Below are 18208 nucleotides of genomic sequence, written 5' to 3' on the forward strand. Positions count from 1 at the left end.
GGGGCACCCGGGGACCGGCGGCCGGTCAGGGCTGTGCGGTGAGGGCGAAGCTCTGCGCCGCCGAGCCGTCACAGGCACGCTGGGTCAGCTGCACACTGTTCGCCGCCGACCCCGCGGCGGTCAGACACTTGCCGCTGTGCCGGGCGGCGAAGTGGTAGCGGCCGCCGCTCTCCTGCACCGGCTGCCACTGCTGGTTCTGTCCGCTCGACCAACTCCACAGCTGGAGTGCCGCGTTGTCGGCCGTCGACCGGTCGGTCACGTCGACGACCTGCTGCGGATTCGGACGGATCGTGATGCGGGTGTAACCGCTGTCGGTCGAACGGAACTGGAACTGCTGCGCCTGCGTGCCGTTGCAGGCGTACTGCTGGATCGCGGTCCCGTTGGCCGTGGCGGCCGCCCGGGCGTCCACGCAGGTGCCGTTGCCCGAGTTGGCCAGGGAGTACCAGGCGGTCTCGGAGACCGGACCGGCCGGCGGCACCGACCCGCCCGCTCCGCCGAGCCACTTCAGCCCGTCCAGCAGGAACCGGTTCTGGGTCGAGCTCGCGAAGGTCGACGACAGGGTGGTGTTCGTCGCGTAGTCCATCGCGTTGTGGCCGAAGTTGGCGTACAGCATCCTGTACTTCGTGTTGGTCCACAGGACCGGGTAGTAGCCGCTGTACCAGGTCTGGTTCGGGTCCGTGCCCAGCGGGAAGCTGCTGGGGTCGATCGAGGCGAGGATGCGGATGTCCGGGTTCTGCCGCAGGTCGTTGGACCAGCTGTACCACTCGCTGACCGACGAGGTGAACGTCGCCGGAAGGTTCGCGGTGGAGGGGTGCGTCCGGTCCTCCACCTTGAGGACGGCCGTGGTCGGGCCCCAGGTGTTGGACCGGAAGTCGCCCGTGCCGAGGAACTGGTTGTGGTACCACGGCCAGCTCTGCGCGTCGGTGGTGAAGGCCGAGACGTGGAAGCCCATCCAGGCGCCGCCCCCGCGCATGTACTGCTCGAAACCGGAGCGTTGGGCCGTGGTCTGCGGCAGGTCGTCGAGGAACAGGACGACCTGGTAGGCGTTCACGCCCCCGTTGCTGAGCAGGTCCCAGTTGTTGCTGGCCGTGTAGGTGAAGCCGTTCGCCGCGGCCTGCTTCGGGAACCAGTCGTTGGCCTCGTGGACGAAGCTGATGTGGGCCGCGTCCCAGGTGCCGTTGTAGAGGGCGAGCACCTTGAAGGGCGCCGCCGTGGTGTTCGCCTGCGCGGCCGGCGGTGAGGCCAGGCCGAGCAGGGTCGCCAGCAGGACGAGGAATCCGAGGACTCCGCGTGCCGGACCGGATCTGCTGATGTGCATCGGACGGTCCTTCCCGGAGGGGTCAGGGGTAGCTGACGAGGTTGGCGACATTGGTCGAGGAGTTGGAGGGCCCGCCCCGGTCGTTGACCACGTGCCGGATGGTGCCGGTGCCTCCCAGCGAGACCGTCACCATGTCCTTGAAGCGCACGTTGGCGTTGTTCGGCGCCTCGATGGCGTGCTCGGCGGCGACGGACGCGTTGACGTTGAAGTAGCAGTAGCTGCCGAACCCGTACACCTGATGGCTCGTCACGGACGGCGCGACCTTGTAGGCGGCGTAGCCCTGCGTCGAGCCGTTCATCCAGGCGGCCTGGTTGGGCGGGTCGTACGGCATCTCGTTCTGGTAGAAGTACGTGCGGCCGCCGTTGCCGTTCCAGACGGTCTGGTACTTCTGGTAGTGCTCGACGAACAGGCCGTACATGGTCACGTCGTCGCCGTTCACGACGAGCCCGGTGTCGGCCGTGTTGCTCGTCCAGCCGACTCCGCTGCCGTGGTCCGCCCGCCACAGCCACAAGTGGTCGCCGATGACGTCGTCGCTGTTGATCGTCAGGCTGGTGGTGGCCTTGCCCACGCCCGCGCCGCCGATGCGGAAGAACACGTCGTGCAGCGAACTGGGGTCGCCGGCGTGGTCCGCGGAGGAACCGCTCGGCCCCATCTCCAGCAATTGCGCGGAGTTGGTGGTGCCGGCGTCGATCAGCAGTCCGGCGAGCTGGACGCCGTCCACGTCGGCGACCGTCATGGCGGTGACGCCGTTGTCGGGGATGAGGGTGGCGAGGCCGAGGCCCAGCACCACGGTGTCGGGCCGGGTGACCTTGAGCGTCTGGTCGAGGTGATAGACGCCGGGGGTGACCAGCAGGTTCTTGCCCTGCGCCAGCGCGTCGTTCAGCTGCGCGGCCGTCGCGCCCGGCTTCACGACGAAGAAGTCCGAGAACGGCAGGGACGTCCCGGCCGGCGTCCCCGAACCCCACGAGACCCCGGTCGAGTTGGTGCGGACGCCGGGCACGAAGACCTTCCAGGCGCCCGCGGAGTCGACGTACAGGAACGGCTTCTCGCGGGAGACGGGGGTCTGGTTCACCGTGGTGTACGGCGGGCTGGGGAAGCTGTTCGCGGGAGCGTTCTTCGCGCCGACGAACACCATGTTCCAGTTCGAGCCGGTCCAGTTGGACCATTCGGTGTTCCGCGACAGCCACTGCTGCTGAGAGCCGGAGTTGACCTGGCCGTCGATCCGGGTGTCGGCCATGTAGCCGCCGCTGGACCAGCCGCCGTCGTCGAGGGCGAGGTTGCCCCGCAGGTGCATCCGCCGGTACGGCGCCGCCTGCGACACCGCCCACCGGTCGGAACCCGAGGCCGGGGTCACCGACAGGTTCTCCGCCGAACGCCAGAAGTTCTGGGTCGCGTTGCCCTGGAACCAGTCGGCCTCGGCGTGCACCGCGCCCCGGATCGTCACGTCGTCGGGAGACAGCCCGAGACCCGCCACCTGGGTGTAGAAGCCGACGTTGGCGTTGGCGTCGTAGGTGCCGGGCTTGAAGAGGAAGGCCTTGCGCGCGGTGCCGAACTGATTGGTCTGCTGCTGCTGGAACGCCGCGTCGAGGCTGCTCTGGATGGTGGCCGCGGGCGTCGACGGGTCGAAGACGGTGACGTTCGGGCCGAGGTCCGGTGTGCCGGGCGGCTGTTGGACGTCGACAGGGTTGACGGAGAAGGACTGCGCCGCCGAGCCGTTGCATGTGTACTGCTGGAACTGCACGCTGTCGGCCGTCGACGCGCTCGGCACGTCGAGGCACTTGCCGCTGTTGCGGTTCACGAAGTGGTAGGCGCCGCCGGACTCCGCCACAGCCTGCCACTGCTGGTTGGCGCCGCCGCCGTAGGTCCACAGCTGGACCGGCGCGGCGTCCGCGGCCGAGACACCGGTGACGTCCCAGGCCTTGGTCGCGTCGGCGCGGTTGTCGACCCGGTAGTAGCCGCCCGACGTGGCCGTGAGGCGCCACTGCTGTGCCTGGCTGCTGTTGCACGCGTACTGCTGGACGGCCGTTCCGTCGGCCGTACCGGCGGCCCGGGCGTCGACGCACTTGCCGCTGCCCGCGTTGACGACGGTGGCCCAGCCGGTCGGCAGGGCGGCGGCCGCGCCGGTGGCGGCCACCGCGTCGCCCTGCGCGGCGACGGACAGACCCGACAGGGTCGTCGCCACGAGCGCGGTCACCGTGAGCAGTCTCGGTATCCGGTGCCGGCCGGACGTTCTTCTGTTTCTGGACAGGGTGGAACGGGACATGGGAGCACTCCTGCGCTGGTGGGGGGTGTGACGAAGGTCAGCCGGTGTACTTCGCGAGGACGCGGGTGTAGTCCCAGTCCGACTGGCCCACGCCGGAGCAGCTGTCGGCGACCCCGCTCGTGCAGGGGCGGTCCCGGTTGACCGACCAGAAGGTCAGGCGTGCCAGATGGTGCTGCTGCGCGTAGCCGAGGATCGTCTGGAAGTCGGCGACCGTCACCGTCTCGTTCTGGTCGGTGATCCCGTTCATGGAGGAGATGCCCATGTCCCGGTACGCCTGGTCGTCGCTGTAGCCGTAGGCGTTCTTGAGGGCCGTCTTGAGGCCCTCGGCCGCACGGGTGGTCAGCGTCCCCATGTTCTGGCCCGCGCCGCCGAAGTCGAACGGCATGATCGTCCAGCTGTCCACGCTCAGGCCGGAGTTCGCGGCCCGGTTGATGAGGCTGGTGTCGGGGCCGCTCGTGCCCGTGCCGATGGTGACGTACACCTTCAGGCCGGGGTTGTTGGCCTTCACCGTCTTGAGGGCGTCGACCGTGCGCTGCTGGACGGTTCCGTTGCTGTAGGCGTCCGCCTCGATGTCGATGTCGATGGCCTTGAGCCCGTAGGCGTTGATGACCTTCTGGTAGGCGGCGGCGAGTTCGCCCGCGCTGGAGCAGGAGCTCTCCAGCTTGTTGCCGCTGTAGCCGCCGAACGACGGGATGATGTCGCCGCCGTTCGCGCGGACGGTGTTGACGGTCTGCTGGTCGACACCGCCGGTCAGCGCGCGGCTGCCGTCCCACTGCGGATTGCAGTAGCCGTTGCTGAGCACGAAGGCCAGGGTGAACCACTTCACGCCGGTCGCGTTCATCACCGTCGCCGGGTTCGGCGGGCTGCCCCAGCCGTTGTACAGGTACGGGGCGACGGCCATCGGCGCGCTCGGTGCGGTGCCGCCGCCGCCGGGCGCGGTCCACTTCTGGTTGGCGGCGCCCGTGCACGTCCATATCTGGACCGGGGTCGCGTTGGCCGAGGTGTTGCCGGTGACGTCTGCGCACTTGTTCGACTGCGGATTGACGAGGTCGTGGGCGGCGGTGACCGTCCACTTCTGGTTCGCGCCGCCGCCGCAGTCCCACAGCTGGAGGCGTGCGCCGTTGGCCGTCGAGTTGCCGGTGATGTCGAGGCACTTGCCGAGCGCGCGGACCGTGCCGTCCGAGCCGACCGTCCACTGCTGGGCGGCGGTTCCGTTGCAGTCGTAGAGCTGGACGGCGGTGCCGTTCGCCGAGCTCGCGGAGGCGACGTCGAGACACTTGCCGCCGAGGCCGGTGATCGTGCCGGTGGCGGCCGCCGCCGGGGTGGCGCTCAGGGCGCCGACGGAGAGGGTGAGCGCGGCGGTGGAGAGGGTGATACGGAGCGCGGTGGAGCGCGCGAGGGATGAATGGATCATCTGGGGGATTCACAGCCCTTCGCAGATGGCTGACGGTGGGGGGTGTTCATGTCCATGAACGGCAACTGCATTCATGGAGTCGTGGTGATCGGTGAACCTAAAGGTCTGCACCAGGGGCGTCAAGAGATGAAACAAAGAACCGTTCGAAATTGAAGGACCGCATGAGGAGTTGAAGGAGTGTGAGGGTCGCTGTTCGGCCAACTCGACCCGGTTCAACGGGTATTCGTCCGTCGCGCACGGTGTGGTCGTGGCCCGCGGTTCACTTCTTGAAGCGCGTCCGGACCGGCGGTCACGACTGGACCGACGCCTCGGTCACCTCGGGCGGTCGGGGCGTGTTCCGCTCCCGGCGGGCGGTGGCCCGCTGTGGCGCTCCGTTGCTCCGCCGGAGGGACCCCGTTCCCCCCAACGGCCGAGCCGGGCGAGTCCGCCCTCCCCGGCCCCCCTGCGGAGTGGTTCCCTGCCACGGCGAACCGACGAACGGGAGACGGCAGTGACCTCAGGTGTGGACAGTGGTCGGCAGCTCGCGGCGTTGCCGCTCCTGCGGGGCCAGAAGGCCCTGGTGACCGGGGCGAACTCCGGCATCGGACTGGCCACCGCGATCGCGCTGGGCCGCGCGGGCGCCGACGTGGTCGTCAACTACGTGTCCGGACAGGACGCGGCCGAGGACGTCGTCCGGCAGATCCAGGCCTTCGGCGTACGGGCCTTCGCGCACGAGGCGGACGTCTCCGACGAGGGCCAGGTCGTCGGCATGTTCGCGCGCATGCTGGAGGAGTTCGGCACCATCGACCTCCTCGTCGCCAACGCCGGACTGCAACGGGACGCCCCGGTCACGGAGATGACCATGGCGCAGTGGCGCAAGGTCATCGACGTGAACCTCACCGGCCAGTTCCTGTGCGCCAGGGAGGCCGCCAAGGAGTTCCTGCGGCGCGGTGTCGTACCGGACGTCTCCCGCTCCGTCGGGAAGATCGTATGCATGAGTTCGGTGCACCAGATCATCCCGTGGTCCGGCCACCTGAACTACGCCGCCTCCAAGGGCGGTGTCCTGATGCTGATGCAGACCCTCGCCCAGGAACTCGGCCCCCAGGGCATCCGCGTCAACGCGGTCGCGCCCGGCGCCATCAAGACCCCGATCAATCGCAGCGCCTGGGACACTCCCGAGGCCGAGCAGGAACTCCTCCGGCTGATCCCCTACCGGCGGGTCGGTGACCCCGAGGACATCGCCACCGCGGTGACGGTACTGGCCTCCGACCTCATGGACTACGTCGTCGGCACCACCCTGTTCGTGGACGGCGGGATGACGCTCTTCCCCGGCTTCGCCACCGGCGGCTGAGACGGCGGACCGGCACCTCCCACCGTCGTCACCAGCCGATAGGCCAGCATGAACAAGGCATTGACCCTCCTGGCCGACGCTCCCGCGCAGATGCTCCCCGCGCGCGAGCTGATGGCCTTCACCCTGGCCACCCACATCATCATCGTGCCGCTCGGTGTGGCCCTGCCGTTCATCACGCTCGTCATGCACCACCGGGCGCTGCGCAGGAAGGACCCCGTCGCGCTCCTGCTCGCCCGGCGCTGGTCCGCCGTCATGGCCGTGCAGTTCGCCGTGGGCATCGTCACCGGCACCGTGCTGTCCTTCGAGTTCGGGCTGCTGTGGCCGAAGATGATGGGCACCTGGGGTGACGTCTTCGGCCTCGGATTCGGCGTGGAGGCCTGGGCGTTCTTCCTGGAGGCCGTCCTCATCGCCGTCTACCTCTACGGCTGGCGGCGTCTGAAGCCATGGCCCCACTTCTGGCTCGCCACCCCGCTGCCGCTCGCGGCGCTGCTCGGGGCCTTCGGCATCATCGGCGCGAACGCGTGGATGAACACCCCGCAGGGCTTCCGGCTCGACTCCCGGGGCAGACCGACCGACGTCGACATCCGTTCGGCCGTGTTCACCCCGATGTTCGGCCCCCAGTACTGGCACTTCGTCGTCGCGATGTTCCTGACGGCGGGCTATGTGGTGGCCGGCGTGTACGCGGTCGGGTGGCTGCGGGGGCGCCGGGACCGGTACCACCGGCTCGGGTTCTGCGTGCCGTTCACCGTCGCGGCGATCCTCACCCCGGTGCAGTTCTTCCTCGGCGACAACATCACCCGGCAGGTCTACCAGAAGCAGCCGGTGAAGTTCGCCGCCGCGGAGCTGGTCTGGAAGACGGACACGCACGTCCCCGAGTACCTCTTCGGCCGGCTGCACCCCGACGGCAGCGTCACCGGGGGCATCAAGGTCCCGCAGCTGGACTCGATCCTGGCGGGCGGAAGCCCCGGCACCAAGGTCAACGGGCTGACGTCCGTGCCCGCGGCGGACCGGCCCACCCCCACCCAGGCCACCATCGTGCACTGGACGTTCGACATCATGGCCGGCATCGGCAGCGTGCTGATCCTCCTCGCGCTCTGGTACGGCTGGTGCTGGTTCCGCCGCCGCGACCTGCCCCGCTCCGTCTGGTTCTTCCGCTGCGCGGCACTCGCGGGCGTGGCCAGCGTCGTGACCGTCGAGTGCGGATGGATCACCACCGAGGTGGGCCGCCAGCCCTGGATCGTCTACCAGCACATGCGGGTCTCGGACGCGGTGACGTCCACCCCCGCCACCTCCCTGTGGATCATGTTCGGGATCGTGGTGGTCGTCTACGTGCTCATGTTCGGCGCGTTCCTCGGAATCGTCCTCCGGATGAGCCGGCGGTGGCGGGTCGCGGGCACGGAGCCGCACGGCGGGGACGAGCACGACCCGGAACTCGACACGCCGTACGGACCCCGCCGGGAGACGGTCGAGGCCACCGGGGGCGCCGGTCCACCGGAGTCCCGCTCCGAGCCGGGGGACACCCGATGACCGCCACGGTGGCTGCCTGGATCCTGCTCCTCGCGACAGCGGCCTACGCCTGTGGCGGCGGCGTCGACTACGGTGCCGGGTTCTGGGACCTGACCGCGGGCGGCACCCGGCGCGGGAGACGGCCGCGCGACCTGATCGACCACGCCATGGAGCCGGTCTGGGAGGTCAACAACGTCTGGCTGATCTTCGTCCTCGTCCTCATGTGGACCGGCTTCCCGGTCTTCTTCGAGGCGGTGTTCAGCTCGATGTGGCTGCCGCTCGCCCTCGCCGCCGTCGGCCTCGTGCTGCGCGGAGCGGGGTTCGCCCTGCGCAAGCCCAGCCGACGGCTCGCCCAACGCCGTTTCTTCGGGGCCGTGTTCGCCGTCGCCTCCCTGCTCACCCCGTTCTTCCTGGGCGCGGCGGTCGGCGGAGTCGCCTCCGGCCGGGCGGCCCCCGGAACCACGGCCACCGCGCACGTCTGGGCCAGCACGACCTCCGTCGTCGCCGGACTCCTCGCCGTCGCGGCCACCGCGTTCCTCGGAGCCGTGTTCCTGACCGCGGACGCTCATCGCTTCGACGCCCCCGACATGGTCCTGTACTTCCGGCGCCGCGCCTGGTGCAGCCTCGCCGCCGTGGCCGTCCTCGCCCTGATCGGCCTCGCCGAGACCCGCGACCACACGTCGTACGTGTACGACCGGCTCACCCACGGCCTGGGGCTGCTGCTGGTCGTCCTCGCCGCGGTCGCCGCGGCGGCCACCGCCTGGCTGGTCGCCGGAAGGGCCGCGGGCTGGGCCCGCTTCACCTCGGTGGCCGCCGTGGCCCTGGTGATCGCCGGCTGGGGAGCGGCCCAGCGGCCCTACCTGGTGCCGACGTCCCTCACGGTGCAGCAGGCCGCCGGCGCGCCGGCGTCGTTGCACTGGCTGCTGATCGTCACCGGCGTCGCGGTCGTCCTGGTGGGGCCCGCCCTCGTGGTGCTCTACCGCCTGGACACCCACGGCCTGCTGGAGGCCCAGACCGACGCGGACGTCGAGGGCGGCGCCCGACCGTCCGGCGAGAGCTGACCGGCCCCCGACCCAAGGAATCGACCGCCGGTCCAGCCGACCGGCCAGGAGGCTGCCGTGACGGACAATCAGGTGCTCGAAGGACTGGGACTGATCGTCGTCCTGGCCGTCGGCTCCCAACTGCTGGCGAGCCGGCTCCGTATTCCGGCCCTGATCGTCCTGCTGCCGGTCGGCTTCGCCGCGGGCGCCCTCACCGACGTCGTCCACCCGGACAACCTGCTGGGCGACGCCTTCTCACCGATGGTGTCGCTCGCCGTCGCGGTGATCCTCTACGAGGCCGGGCTCGGCCTGGACATCCGCAGGCTGCACGGTCACATGCGGCGGGTGGTCGTCCGGCTGATCTGGCTCGGGGCACTGATCACCTGGGCCGGCGCCACCGTGCTCGCCGTGCCGCTGCTCGGGATGTCGAAGAGCGCGGCCGTCATGCTCGGCGTGATCCTGATCGTCTCGGGCCCCACCGTCGTCGGCCCGCTGCTCGACTTCGTGCGCCCGACCGAGCGGCTGCAGCGGATCCTGATCTGGGAGGGCTCCCTCATCGACGCCGTCGGGGGCATCCTCGGGGCGCTCGTCTTCCACGCGGTCGTCGCGAACGACGGCCGGGGCCCGGCCGGCAAGATCGGTCAGTTCGCGGCGAGTTCGGCCATCGGACTCGTCGGGGGAGCCGTCGGGGCCGCCGTGCTGTGGCTGCTCCTGCGCCGGCTGAACCTCGGCGAGGTGCTCGGCACCACCGTGCAGCTGGCCGCCGCGGTGGGAGTGGCCGCCGCCTGCGACGCGATCCGGGACGACACAGGTCTCATCGCCGCCGTGGTGATGGGCATGGCCCTGGCCAACCTGCCGGGCATGAACCTCCCCGCGCGCCGCCCGTTCCTGGAGACCCTGGTGTCCCTGATCATCGGGCTGCTGTTCATCTCCATCTCCGCGACGGTCACACCGTCCTCCCTGCGGCACGTCGCCCTGCCCACCCTCGTCCTCGTCGCCGCGCTCGTCCTGGTGGTCCGCCCGCTCGTCGCGTTCGTGTCCACGCTCGGCACCGATGTCCCGCGCGGCGAACGGGCCTTCATCGGCTGGATGGCCCCGCGCGGCATCGTCGCCGCGGCCACCGCGTCGACCTTCTCCGCCACCCTGGTCGCCGGCCACGTCGGCGGAGCCCAGAAGATCCTGCCCGCCACGTTCCTGGTCATCGTCACCACGGTCACGCTGTACGGCCTGACCGCCCACCCCGTCGCCCGGCGGCTCGGCGTGCTCCGGCCGGCGCGCGCCCGTCCGCTGCTCGTCGGCGGGGACCCGTGGGCCGTGGACCTCGGCCTTGCCCTGCGGACCGCGGGACTCGACGTGCTGATGTGGGCGGGACAGGAACGGCAACGCGACCTGATCCGCGCCGCCGGGCTGCCGCTCGCGCCGGGCGAACTGCTCGCCGCCGCCACCGGCGAGGGCGCCGAACTCGAAGGGATCACCGGCGTGCTGCTGCTCACCGAGGAGGACGACTTCAACGCGCTGGCCTCCGCGCATCTGAGCGGCACGGTCGACGGGTTCGTGCACCGGCTCGGGCCCCCCGGTTCGAGTCACGGCGTCGTCGCGCCGTACACCCCCGGTGACACGCTCTTCGGAGGGGAGCTGAGCAGACCGGAACTGGCCCGCCGCTACGAGGAGGGTGCCCGGATCGTCTGCCGCCCGGCCGGCGAGGGCCTCCCGGACGGCCACGCGCTGCTGTTCCTCGTACGGCCCGACGGGCGGCTCGACCCGGTCACCCGGACCCGCACCCCCGAACCGGGGGCGGGCGACACCGCTGTCGTGCTCGGCCCGCCCGGGTCCGGAAAGGCCCCCGCATGGACATGATCCACGTCCGGATGGTGAGCCCCGCCGAGCTGACCGACGCGGTGGTCGCGCTCCTCGCCGCCGACCCGTGCGTCCTCAACCTCGTGGTGCAGCCCGGCATCGCCCGGCACCCCGACGGTGACGCCCTCGCCTGCGACGTGCTGACCGGGGGCGCGAACGCTCTGCTGCGCGGGCTGCGGGACCTGCGCCTGGACGAGCGCGGCTCGATCGTCATCGAACCGGTCGACATGGCCCTGTCGGGACGGGCCGCACGAGAGGTCGGGACCCACCGGCTCGGGGCGCTCTCCCGGGCACCCGTCTGGGAGGAGGTGGAGGCGCGCATCCGGGCGCAGGGCACCTACGCGCCGAGCTTCTATCTCTATCTGGTGGTCGCCGGACTCATCGGCGCCGTCGGGATCGTCACCAACTCGCAGATCCTCATCGTCGCGGCGATGGTGGTCGGACCCGAGTACGGGGCCATCGTCAGTGTCGCGCTGGGCATCGACCGGCGCTCGGGCCCGAGGATCCGGCAAGGGCTGACGGCGTTGCTGGCCGGGTTCCTGATGGCGATCGTGGCGACCTTCCTCTTCGCGCTGGTGATCCGCGGATTCGGCCTGGAGTCCCCGGCGTTCGGCAAGGGGGTGCGGCCCGTCTCCAGCCTGATCGACACACCCGACTTCTTCTCGATCGCCGTCGCCACCCTGGCCGGCGTGGTGGGGGTCGTGTCGCTGACCGAGGCGCGGACGAGCGCACTCCTCGGTGTCTTCATCTCCGTGACCACCATCCCCGCGGCCGCCGACTTCAGTGTCTCCGCCGCCTTCGGCAGTTGGACCGAGGCACGCGGATCGATCATCCAACTCCTCATCAACGTGTCGGTGTTGATCGTGGTCGGCGCGCTCACCCTGCGGAGCCAGCGCGCCATCTGGCGCCGGGTGGGCCGGCGGGACGCGCGCGCGGCCACCGGGTGACGGCGCGGCGGGCGGGGGACGCGCGGAGCGGGGGCGTCCGGTCCGGCCGGGGGGAAGTGTCAGACTGACGCCATGGACGAGCGCGAATTCCACAGGTCGGGTCAGCATGCGTCGGTCATCGGTCTCGGCACCTGGCAGCTGGGTGCCGACTGGGGCGAGGTGAGCGAGAAGGACGCCCTCACCGTTCTGGAGGCGGCGGCGGAGTCGGGGGTGACGTTCTTCGACACCGCCGACGTGTACGGCGACGGGCGCAGCGAGGAGACCATCGCGACGTTCCTGAGCGCGAGGCCGGACCTGCACGTCGAGGTCGCCACCAAGATGGGCCGCCGCGTCGACCAGATCCCGGAGAACTACGTCCTCGACAACTTCCGTGCCTGGAACGACCGTTCGCGCCGCAACCTGGGCGTCGACCGGATCGACCTGGTGCAGCTGCACTGCCCGCCGACCCCCGTGTACTCCTCGGACGCGGTGTACGACGCGCTCGACACCCTGGTCGAGGAGGAGCGGATCGCGGCGTACGGCGTGAGCGTCGAGACGTGCGCCGAGGCGCTGACCGCGATCGCCCGCCCGAACGTGGCGAGCGTGCAGATCATCCTCAACGCCTTCCGCATGAAGCCGCTGCGGGAGGTGCTGCCGGCCGCCAGGGAGGCGGGCGTCGGGATCATCGCCCGGGTTCCGCTGGCCTCCGGCCTGCTGTCCGGCAAGTACACCAAGGACACCGTGTTCGCGGCCGACGACCACCGGACCTACAACCGCCACGGTGAGGCCTTCGACCAGGGCGAGACCTTCTCCGGCATCGACTTCGCCACGGGGGTGGAGGCGGCGGCCGAGTTCTCCGCGCTCGCACCCGAGGGGTACACGCCGGCCCAGCTGGCGCTGCGCTGGATCGTGCAGCAGCCGGGGGTGACCACGGTGATCCCCGGGGCGCGCTCTCCGGAGCAGGCGCGTCTCAACGCGACGGCGGCGAAGCTCCCGGAGCTGTCGCGCGCGACGCTGGACGCCGTCGAGGAGCTGTACGAGCGGCGGATCAAGGAGCAGGTCGAGGGCCGCTGGTAGAAGGCGGTCCGGTACCCGGCGGTGGACGTCAGGCACTTGAGGCGCTTGAGGGCCTGACGTCCGCCGCCGGGAGCGCGCCGAGCTGCCGGTCGTGCAGCCGGCTGAGCACCAGCACCGATACGACCGCGCCGATCAGGGCGCAGAACATGTCCCACTGGGTGTCCCAGACATCGCCCTGGGTCGCCAGGAAGTCGTCCGCCGCGTGTCCGCCGATCACCGCCGCCGCCCACTCGAACAGCTCGAAGAGGGCGCTGAAGGCGAGGCAGGCGCACACCGTCAGCGGCGCGAGCCACCGACTGCCCCGCAGCGGTGACGTCCGGCTGAGCACCTCCCGTACCAGGACCGCCGGCACGAAGCCCTGCATGAGGTGCCCGAACCGGTCGTACGGATTGCGGTCGAGGCCGAGGCCGTCGCGCACCCAGTCGCCCAGCGGCACCTGCGCGTAGGTCCAGTGGCCGCCCGCCGCGAGCACCAGCGCGTGCGCGGCGAGCAGACAGCAGAGCAGGTTCGTCAGCGGGAATCGACGCCAGGTCAGCAGCACCAGCGGCAGCCCGACGAGCACCCACACCGTCTCCAGCAGCCAGGTCGTCAGGTCGTGCGGACGCCAGGCGGAGGCCGCCATGCCCAGCACCACCACGCCGGCGAGGACGGCGGGCAGGTGCCGGCGCCGGTCCCGCCGCGGGGAGAGCGAGTGGCGGGAGGACGGGGCGAGAGCTGATCCGGGCATGAGCGGGCTCCTTGGGATTGAGGTGCCCCCATGGTCGGGGAGGGCCGGGGCGACGACATGAGTACGGCTACTCACCGGCGCGCTGTGTATGCGGGCAGGCCCCCGCGGCAACGGCGCCCGCTGTGACGAACATGTTCGTGCCGTACTTGTTCGTAACGAACATGTTCGTTAGCCTGGAGAAGTGACAGACCATCCCGCCCCCCGCCCCAGTCGTCGTGAACGCCCCGCGAAACCGGCCCTGACCAGGGACGGCATCGTCCGGGCCGCCGTCGCGGTGATGCGGGCCGAGGGCCTTCAGCGCGTGACCATGCGCCGCCTGGCGCAGGAACTCGACACCGGCCCGGCCTCGCTCTACGTCTACGTGCGCAACACCGCGGAACTGCACGCCGCCGTGCTCGACGACCTCCTCGGCGGGGTCGACCTGAGTCCGGTCCGCGGCGACGGCGACTGGCGCGACCGGCTCGTACGGGTCCTCACCTCCTACACCGATGTCCTGTTCGAGCACCCGGGGCTCGCCCGGTCCGCCCTGGTGGCACGCCCCTCCGGCGAGCGCTATCTCGACCTGGTCGAGGCGCTGCTCGCCCTGCTCGACGAGGGCGGGGTCCCCGGGCCCCGAGCGGCCTGGGGCATCGACGCGCTGCTGCAGTTCGCCACCGCCACCGCGGCGGAGCACGCGGCGGGGGAGAAGGACGCGGCCGACAGCGCGGGCGAGTGGGCGGCGCTCTCCACGGCCGTGCGCGGCGCCTCCGGCGAACGGCATCCGCACATCGCCGAACTGGGAAGCGACCTGCTCTCCGGACCGGGCGAGGCCCGCCTCCACTGGGGCCTCCAGGTCCTGATCAACGGCGTCGTGCACACCCCCCGCCCGGACACGCCCGACGTGCCCGGCACCCCGCCCCCGACCGACACCCCGTGACCGGCGGCCTCCGGCCGTGACCCCGCGTGGCGCCGCCCCTCGGTGACGCCGGCCTCAGCGCAAGGAGACAGTCATGACGACCACCCCCCACCACCCCATCGCCGTGATCGGCGCCGGACTCGGCGGCCTCATGCTGGCCCGTGTCCTGCACAGCAAGGGAGTCGAGGCCGCCGTGTACGACCTCGACGCCTCACCCACCGCCCGTCCCCAGGGCGGCATGCTCGACATGCACGAGGAGTCCGGACAGGCCGCGCTGCGTGCCGCGGGGCTCTACGACGCCTTCCGCGCCATCATCCACGCCGACGGTGAGGCCACCCGGATCATCGACAAGGACGGCACGCTCCTGCGCGAGGATTCGGGCGAGGACGGGCAGCGCCCGGAGGTCTCCCGCGGCGCCCTGCGCGACGTCCTGCTCGGCTCGCTGCCCGAGGGCACCGTCCGCTGGGGCGCCAAGGCCACCGCCGTACGGACCCTCGTCGGAGGCCGTCACGAGGTGACGCTCGCCGACGGGAGCACCTTCACCGCCGACCTCCTGATCGGCGCCGACGGAGCGTGGTCCAGGGTGCGGCCGTTGCTCACCGACGCCACCCCGGCGTACACCGGACTGTCCTTCGTCGAGATGCACCTCGCGGACGCGGACACCCGGCACCCGAAGGGCGCGGGCGTGGTCGGCGGCGGTCTCCTGTTCGCGCTCGCGGACCGCAAGGGGTTCCTCGGCCACCGTGACCCGGACGGCTCGCTGCACGTCTACGCCGCTCTGCGGACCTCCGCGGACTGGGCGGTCTCCGGCCCCGTCGACTTCTCCGACACCGAGGCGGCGAAGCGGGGCGTGCTGGAGTACTTCGAGGGCTGGGACGACAGTCTGCGCTCCCTGGTCGCCGAGGCGGACGGCGCGCTCGTCGCCCGGCCGATCCACGCGCTGCCGGTCGACGTGCGCTGGGACCGTGTCCCCGGGGTCACGCTTCTCGGGGACGCCGCCCACCTGATGTCCCCGTTCGCCGGCGAGGGCGCCAACCTCGCGATGCTCGACGGCGCCGAACTCGCCCTGGCCCTCGCCGCCCACCCGGACGACACCGAGAAGGCCCTGACCGTCTACGAGGAGGCGCTGTTCCCGCGTTCGGAGCGGGCGGCGGCCGAGTCGGCGGCGAACCTGGAGGTCTGCTTCGGCCCGGGCACCCCGCAGAGCCTGCTCGACCTCATGGACTCCTACGGTCCCGACGCGGACTGACGTACGCGGCGCGGCGGGTGACGGGCCGCCATTCCTGCGGGCACGGCAACTCATCGCCCCGCGACCGCGGTCCCGCGACTCGCCCCCGGGCCGGCCGAGACGAGCGCACGGCCGCACGGGAGTCCCTCCCGTGCGGCCGTGCGCGCCGGTTCAGTCCCGGGCCGCCGCCCCGCGCAGCGCCGTGATGGCGGTGCCGATCGCCTCCTGGAGTTCCTCCAGCCGCTGCACCATGTCGTCCTCGTAGATGTCGTCGGCGTCGTCGAAGGTCAGTTCCTCGAAGACCTTCGTCGCCTTCTGCAGGCTGTTGTAGAACTTCGTCCGCCGCTCCTGGACGCGCAGTTCGGGGTCGGCCTCCACCGTCTCGACGACCAGGTTCTTCATCGTGTCGTACGCCTCCGACGCCCACTCGCCCGAGTCCTCGCCCTCGTCGAGCTCGTCGAGGAGGGACAGGTGGCGTTCGGCCTCGGAGCGCAGTTCCGCCGGGGCGTCGAGCGTCTGCCCGGCCGCCGTCCTGATCTGCCCCTTCTCCGCGATCTGGCGCACATAGCCGATGCGGTCGGCGGCCCTGTTCTCGGTGGCGACCGCCTTCTTCAGCTCGTCCGTGCGGGCGATGTCACGGGCCAGCTCGGTCTGGAGGGCGGGGTCCTCCTTCACCCGGTCCAGGAGCGCGGCCCGGGCCGCCTGGGCCGTCGACGGATCGGCGAGGATCGCCGCGCGCAGCGCGGTCGGGTTCTCCGCCACCTCCAGCGCCTTGGTCGGACGGATGCCCTCGGCCTCCGCGGCCTCGGCGATCGCGGTGCCCCGCTCGGAGGCGGCACTGGAGCGGGACACGTAGTACGAGGACCAGACCTCGGCGTCCGGCAGCTCGATGTCCTCACCCGGCAGCAGGATCTCGAAGTGCGGCACCAGACCGTCGTCGGCGGCCCTGTCCCACGCCTTGTAGTAGCGCATGACCCGCTCCGGGGAGCATCCGGCGAGTTCGGCGAAGTCCTTCGCGGACACCTTGGGCGTCTCGTCGGCCGACTGGCCGCCGGGGCGGACGCTGCGCGCGACCTTGAGCCCGAAGGCCCAGCCGCCGGTCCGCGCGTAGGCGCCGAAGTCGCGGGCGTCCCGCTCGACGGGGTTCGGAACCTCGGGGCGCACGACGAAGTCTTCGGTCGAGGCGATGGCAACGGTCACCGGGAACTCTCCTGGGATGGTGGGGCGTTGATGTCACGGAGAATGAAGCATTGGCCCAAGCTCTGCGTGAAAACCAAGTAACCACGCGTGGAGCGGAACCAAGCGGACACCCAAGTAAATCCGAAACAAGTAAGCCAGAAACGACGCGATGTGATGGCCTTCACCCCGATGTGGCGGAAAGTGATGAATTCCTTACGGCCGTGTCACGTACGGGTGGGTGCCGACCATCGTACGACCGCGGGAGGATTTTTCGTGCGACCGTTCACTCTCAACTACGCCCTGCCCTCAGGGCAGTCGGCCGCAATACCCCCGTACCACTTCGATACGGCCCTGCAACTGAACGTGCTGCCCGACGGCCGCCCGGCCGTCACCGATCGCGCGCTGCTGCTGGCGACCGGCACCACGACGTCGACGGCCGGTTCCCAGACGCACTTCGACGACTGACGGAAACGCGCGCATGACGGTTCTCATTCTCACGGCCGAGCAGGACGTCACCGCCGACATGGTGGTGGCCAAACTGCATGAGCGGGGCGTGCCCATGGTGCGCCTCGACCCTGCCGACCTGCCCGGCAAGGCGGTGCTCTCCGCCGACTACGCCCACGGTGACTTCGACGGCTACCTGTCGGTCAACGGCCATGTGCTCAGCATGGGAGGCCTGCGCTCCGTGTGGGTGCGCAGGCCGGGCGAGCCGGCGGCGCACGCCGCCGAACCCTCCGCGTGGCTCACCGCCGAGACGCGGCAGGCCCTGTTCGGCATGCTCTACTCCGCTTCGACCCGCTGGATGAACCACCCGCGCCGTGCCGAACAGGCGCGGCACAAGCCGTGGCAGCTGCGGGTGGCGCACAGCAGCGGATTCGCGGTGCCGCCCACGGTCATCACGACCGCTCCCCGGGTGGCGCAGCAGTTCGTCCAGGAGTACCGGGACGTCGTGGTGAAGTCCGCCTCGGGGCCGCCGCCCGGCGAACCCCGGGTGGCCCTGCCGACCACGCTCGTCGGACCGGACACGGACTTCTCCGGCGTCGCGGCCGGTCCCGCGCTGCTCCAGCGCTACATCCCCAAGCGGGCCGACATCCGGCTCACCGCGATCGGCAACCGGATGTTCGCGGCCCGCAAGGCCGCCGAGCCCGGTCAGGTGGACGGCCGGTTCGGCGAGACGGAGAACGGCTGGGAGCCGCTGGCGGCGGTGCCCGAGCGCATCGGGCGCGCGGTCCACGACTACCTCGTCTTCACCGGACTCGCCTACGCGGCCTTCGACTTCGCCGAGGACGCGGACGGCGTGTGGTGGTTCCTGGAGTGCAACCAGGGCGGTCAGTTCGGGTTCGTCGAACTGGAGACCGGTCAGCCCATCGCGGAGGAGGTCGCCCTGTGGCTGGCGCTGCGAAGACCCGGCTTCCGGATTCCGGAAGGACATTGACGTGAACCCCTGA

At 71.0% G+C, this 18208-nt stretch carries 15 protein-coding genes; 10 read left to right on the top strand and 5 right to left on the bottom strand.

All coding sequences use genetic code 11. The features are described from left to right. Window positions 1-25: 25 nt before the first annotated feature. The 3 genes from B0675_RS23160 to B0675_RS23170 are packed head-to-tail and all read right to left on the bottom strand — an operon-like array spanning window position 26 to window position 4995. On the bottom strand, window positions 26-1318 hold the full coding sequence (locus B0675_RS23160) for a ThuA domain-containing protein (protein ID WP_081220732.1): 1293 nt from the start codon (window positions 1316-1318) through the stop codon (window positions 26-28). 22 nt (window positions 1319-1340) lie between these two features. Beyond that, window positions 1341-3581 (bottom strand): RICIN domain-containing protein, encoded by a 2241-nt coding sequence (locus B0675_RS23165; protein ID WP_081220733.1) that lies wholly within the window; start codon window positions 3579-3581, stop codon window positions 1341-1343. A 37-nt stretch (window positions 3582-3618) separates the two neighbouring features. Further along, window positions 3619-4995, bottom strand: coding sequence for an RICIN domain-containing protein (locus B0675_RS23170; RefSeq protein ID WP_081220734.1), 1377 nt, complete (start codon window positions 4993-4995; stop codon window positions 3619-3621). Between the two features lie 490 nt (window positions 4996-5485). Here B0675_RS23170 and B0675_RS23175 point away from each other — a divergent pair, with 490 nt between their 5' ends. The 6 genes from B0675_RS23175 to B0675_RS23200 all read left to right on the top strand — a co-directional run bounded on the left by B0675_RS23175 (window position 5486) and on the right by B0675_RS23200 (window position 12731). Beyond that, window positions 5486-6325, top strand: a complete 840-nt coding sequence (locus tag B0675_RS23175) for an SDR family oxidoreductase (protein ID WP_081220735.1) — start codon at window positions 5486-5488, stop codon at window positions 6323-6325. Between the two features lie 48 nt (window positions 6326-6373). After that, complete coding sequence (locus tag B0675_RS23180; RefSeq protein ID WP_081220736.1) at window positions 6374-7852, top strand: cytochrome ubiquinol oxidase subunit I; 1479 nt, start codon at window positions 6374-6376, stop codon at window positions 7850-7852. Continuing rightward, entirely contained in the window at window positions 7849-8892 is a 1044-nt protein-coding gene (locus B0675_RS23185; protein WP_081220737.1) for a cytochrome d ubiquinol oxidase subunit II, read from the top strand. Before B0675_RS23180 ends, B0675_RS23185 begins: the two co-directional genes overlap by 4 nt. 57 nt (window positions 8893-8949) lie before the next feature. Further along, the gene (locus tag B0675_RS23190) at window positions 8950-10728 is read left to right on the top strand and encodes a cation:proton antiporter (RefSeq protein ID WP_081220738.1); all 1779 of its coding nucleotides are present in this window, start codon (window positions 8950-8952) and stop codon (window positions 10726-10728) included. Continuing rightward, on the top strand, window positions 10719-11675 hold the full coding sequence (locus B0675_RS23195; RefSeq protein ID WP_081220739.1) for a DUF389 domain-containing protein: 957 nt from the start codon (window positions 10719-10721) through the stop codon (window positions 11673-11675). The genes B0675_RS23190 and B0675_RS23195 overlap by 10 nt, the downstream gene beginning before the upstream one ends. Window positions 11676-11747: 72 nt before the next feature. Continuing rightward, complete coding sequence (locus B0675_RS23200) at window positions 11748-12731, top strand: aldo/keto reductase (protein WP_081220740.1); 984 nt, start codon at window positions 11748-11750, stop codon at window positions 12729-12731. A gap of 28 nt (window positions 12732-12759) precedes the next feature. Here the strand turns inward: B0675_RS23200 and B0675_RS23205 are convergent, their stop codons facing one another. Further along, the gene (locus B0675_RS23205; protein ID WP_081220741.1) at window positions 12760-13458 is read right to left on the bottom strand and encodes a DUF2238 domain-containing protein; all 699 of its coding nucleotides are present in this window, start codon (window positions 13456-13458) and stop codon (window positions 12760-12762) included. A 181-nt stretch (window positions 13459-13639) separates the two neighbouring features. Here B0675_RS23205 and B0675_RS23210 point away from each other — a divergent pair, with 181 nt between their 5' ends. Beyond that, window positions 13640-14374, top strand: a complete 735-nt coding sequence (locus B0675_RS23210; RefSeq protein WP_081220742.1) for a TetR/AcrR family transcriptional regulator — start codon at window positions 13640-13642, stop codon at window positions 14372-14374. A 73-nt stretch (window positions 14375-14447) separates the two neighbouring features. Continuing rightward, the gene (locus B0675_RS23215) at window positions 14448-15602 is read left to right on the top strand and encodes an NAD(P)/FAD-dependent oxidoreductase (RefSeq protein WP_081220743.1); all 1155 of its coding nucleotides are present in this window, start codon (window positions 14448-14450) and stop codon (window positions 15600-15602) included. 150 nt (window positions 15603-15752) lie between these two features. Here B0675_RS23215 and B0675_RS23220 read toward each other — a convergent pair whose 3' ends face one another. Further along, window positions 15753-16769 (bottom strand): hypothetical protein, encoded by a 1017-nt coding sequence (locus B0675_RS23220; protein WP_081221956.1) that lies wholly within the window; start codon window positions 16767-16769, stop codon window positions 15753-15755. A 264-nt stretch (window positions 16770-17033) separates the two neighbouring features. Between B0675_RS23220 and tgmA the strand changes: the two genes are divergently transcribed. Then, the gene (tgmA, locus tag B0675_RS23225) at window positions 17034-17225 is read left to right on the top strand and encodes a putative ATP-grasp-modified RiPP (protein ID WP_081220744.1); all 192 of its coding nucleotides are present in this window, start codon (window positions 17034-17036) and stop codon (window positions 17223-17225) included. A 13-nt stretch (window positions 17226-17238) separates the two neighbouring features. After that, on the top strand, window positions 17239-18195 hold the full coding sequence (gene tgmB, locus B0675_RS23230) for an ATP-grasp ribosomal peptide maturase (RefSeq protein ID WP_081220745.1): 957 nt from the start codon (window positions 17239-17241) through the stop codon (window positions 18193-18195). Window positions 18196-18208 lie beyond the last annotated feature (13 nt).

The sequence above is a fragment of the Streptomyces sp. M41(2017) genome (genome assembly GCF_002078175.1).
GTDB lineage: Bacteria > Actinomycetota > Actinomycetes > Streptomycetales > Streptomycetaceae > Streptomyces.

Excerpts from the sequence above, each read along its gene's own strand:
- B0675_RS23205 (WP_081220741.1), bottom strand. The coding sequence starts at position 13,458 with ATGCCCGGATCAGCTCTCGCCCCGTCCTCCCGCCACTCGCTCTCCCCG.
- B0675_RS23165 (WP_081220733.1), bottom strand. The coding sequence starts at position 3,581 with ATGTCCCGTTCCACCCTGTCCAGAAACAGAAGAACGTCCGGCCGGCAC.
- B0675_RS23170 (WP_081220734.1), bottom strand. The coding sequence starts at position 4,995 with ATGATCCATTCATCCCTCGCGCGCTCCACCGCGCTCCGTATCACCCTC.
- B0675_RS23195 (WP_081220739.1), top strand. The coding sequence starts at position 10,719 with ATGGACATGATCCACGTCCGGATGGTGAGCCCCGCCGAGCTGACCGAC.
- B0675_RS23215 (WP_081220743.1), top strand. The coding sequence starts at position 14,448 with ATGACGACCACCCCCCACCACCCCATCGCCGTGATCGGCGCCGGACTC.
- B0675_RS23200 (WP_081220740.1), top strand. The coding sequence starts at position 11,748 with ATGGACGAGCGCGAATTCCACAGGTCGGGTCAGCATGCGTCGGTCATC.
- B0675_RS23160 (WP_081220732.1), bottom strand. The coding sequence starts at position 1,318 with ATGCACATCAGCAGATCCGGTCCGGCACGCGGAGTCCTCGGATTCCTC.
- B0675_RS23185 (WP_081220737.1), top strand. The coding sequence starts at position 7,849 with ATGACCGCCACGGTGGCTGCCTGGATCCTGCTCCTCGCGACAGCGGCC.
- B0675_RS23180 (WP_081220736.1), top strand. The coding sequence starts at position 6,374 with ATGAACAAGGCATTGACCCTCCTGGCCGACGCTCCCGCGCAGATGCTC.
- tgmB (WP_081220745.1), top strand. The coding sequence starts at position 17,239 with ATGACGGTTCTCATTCTCACGGCCGAGCAGGACGTCACCGCCGACATG.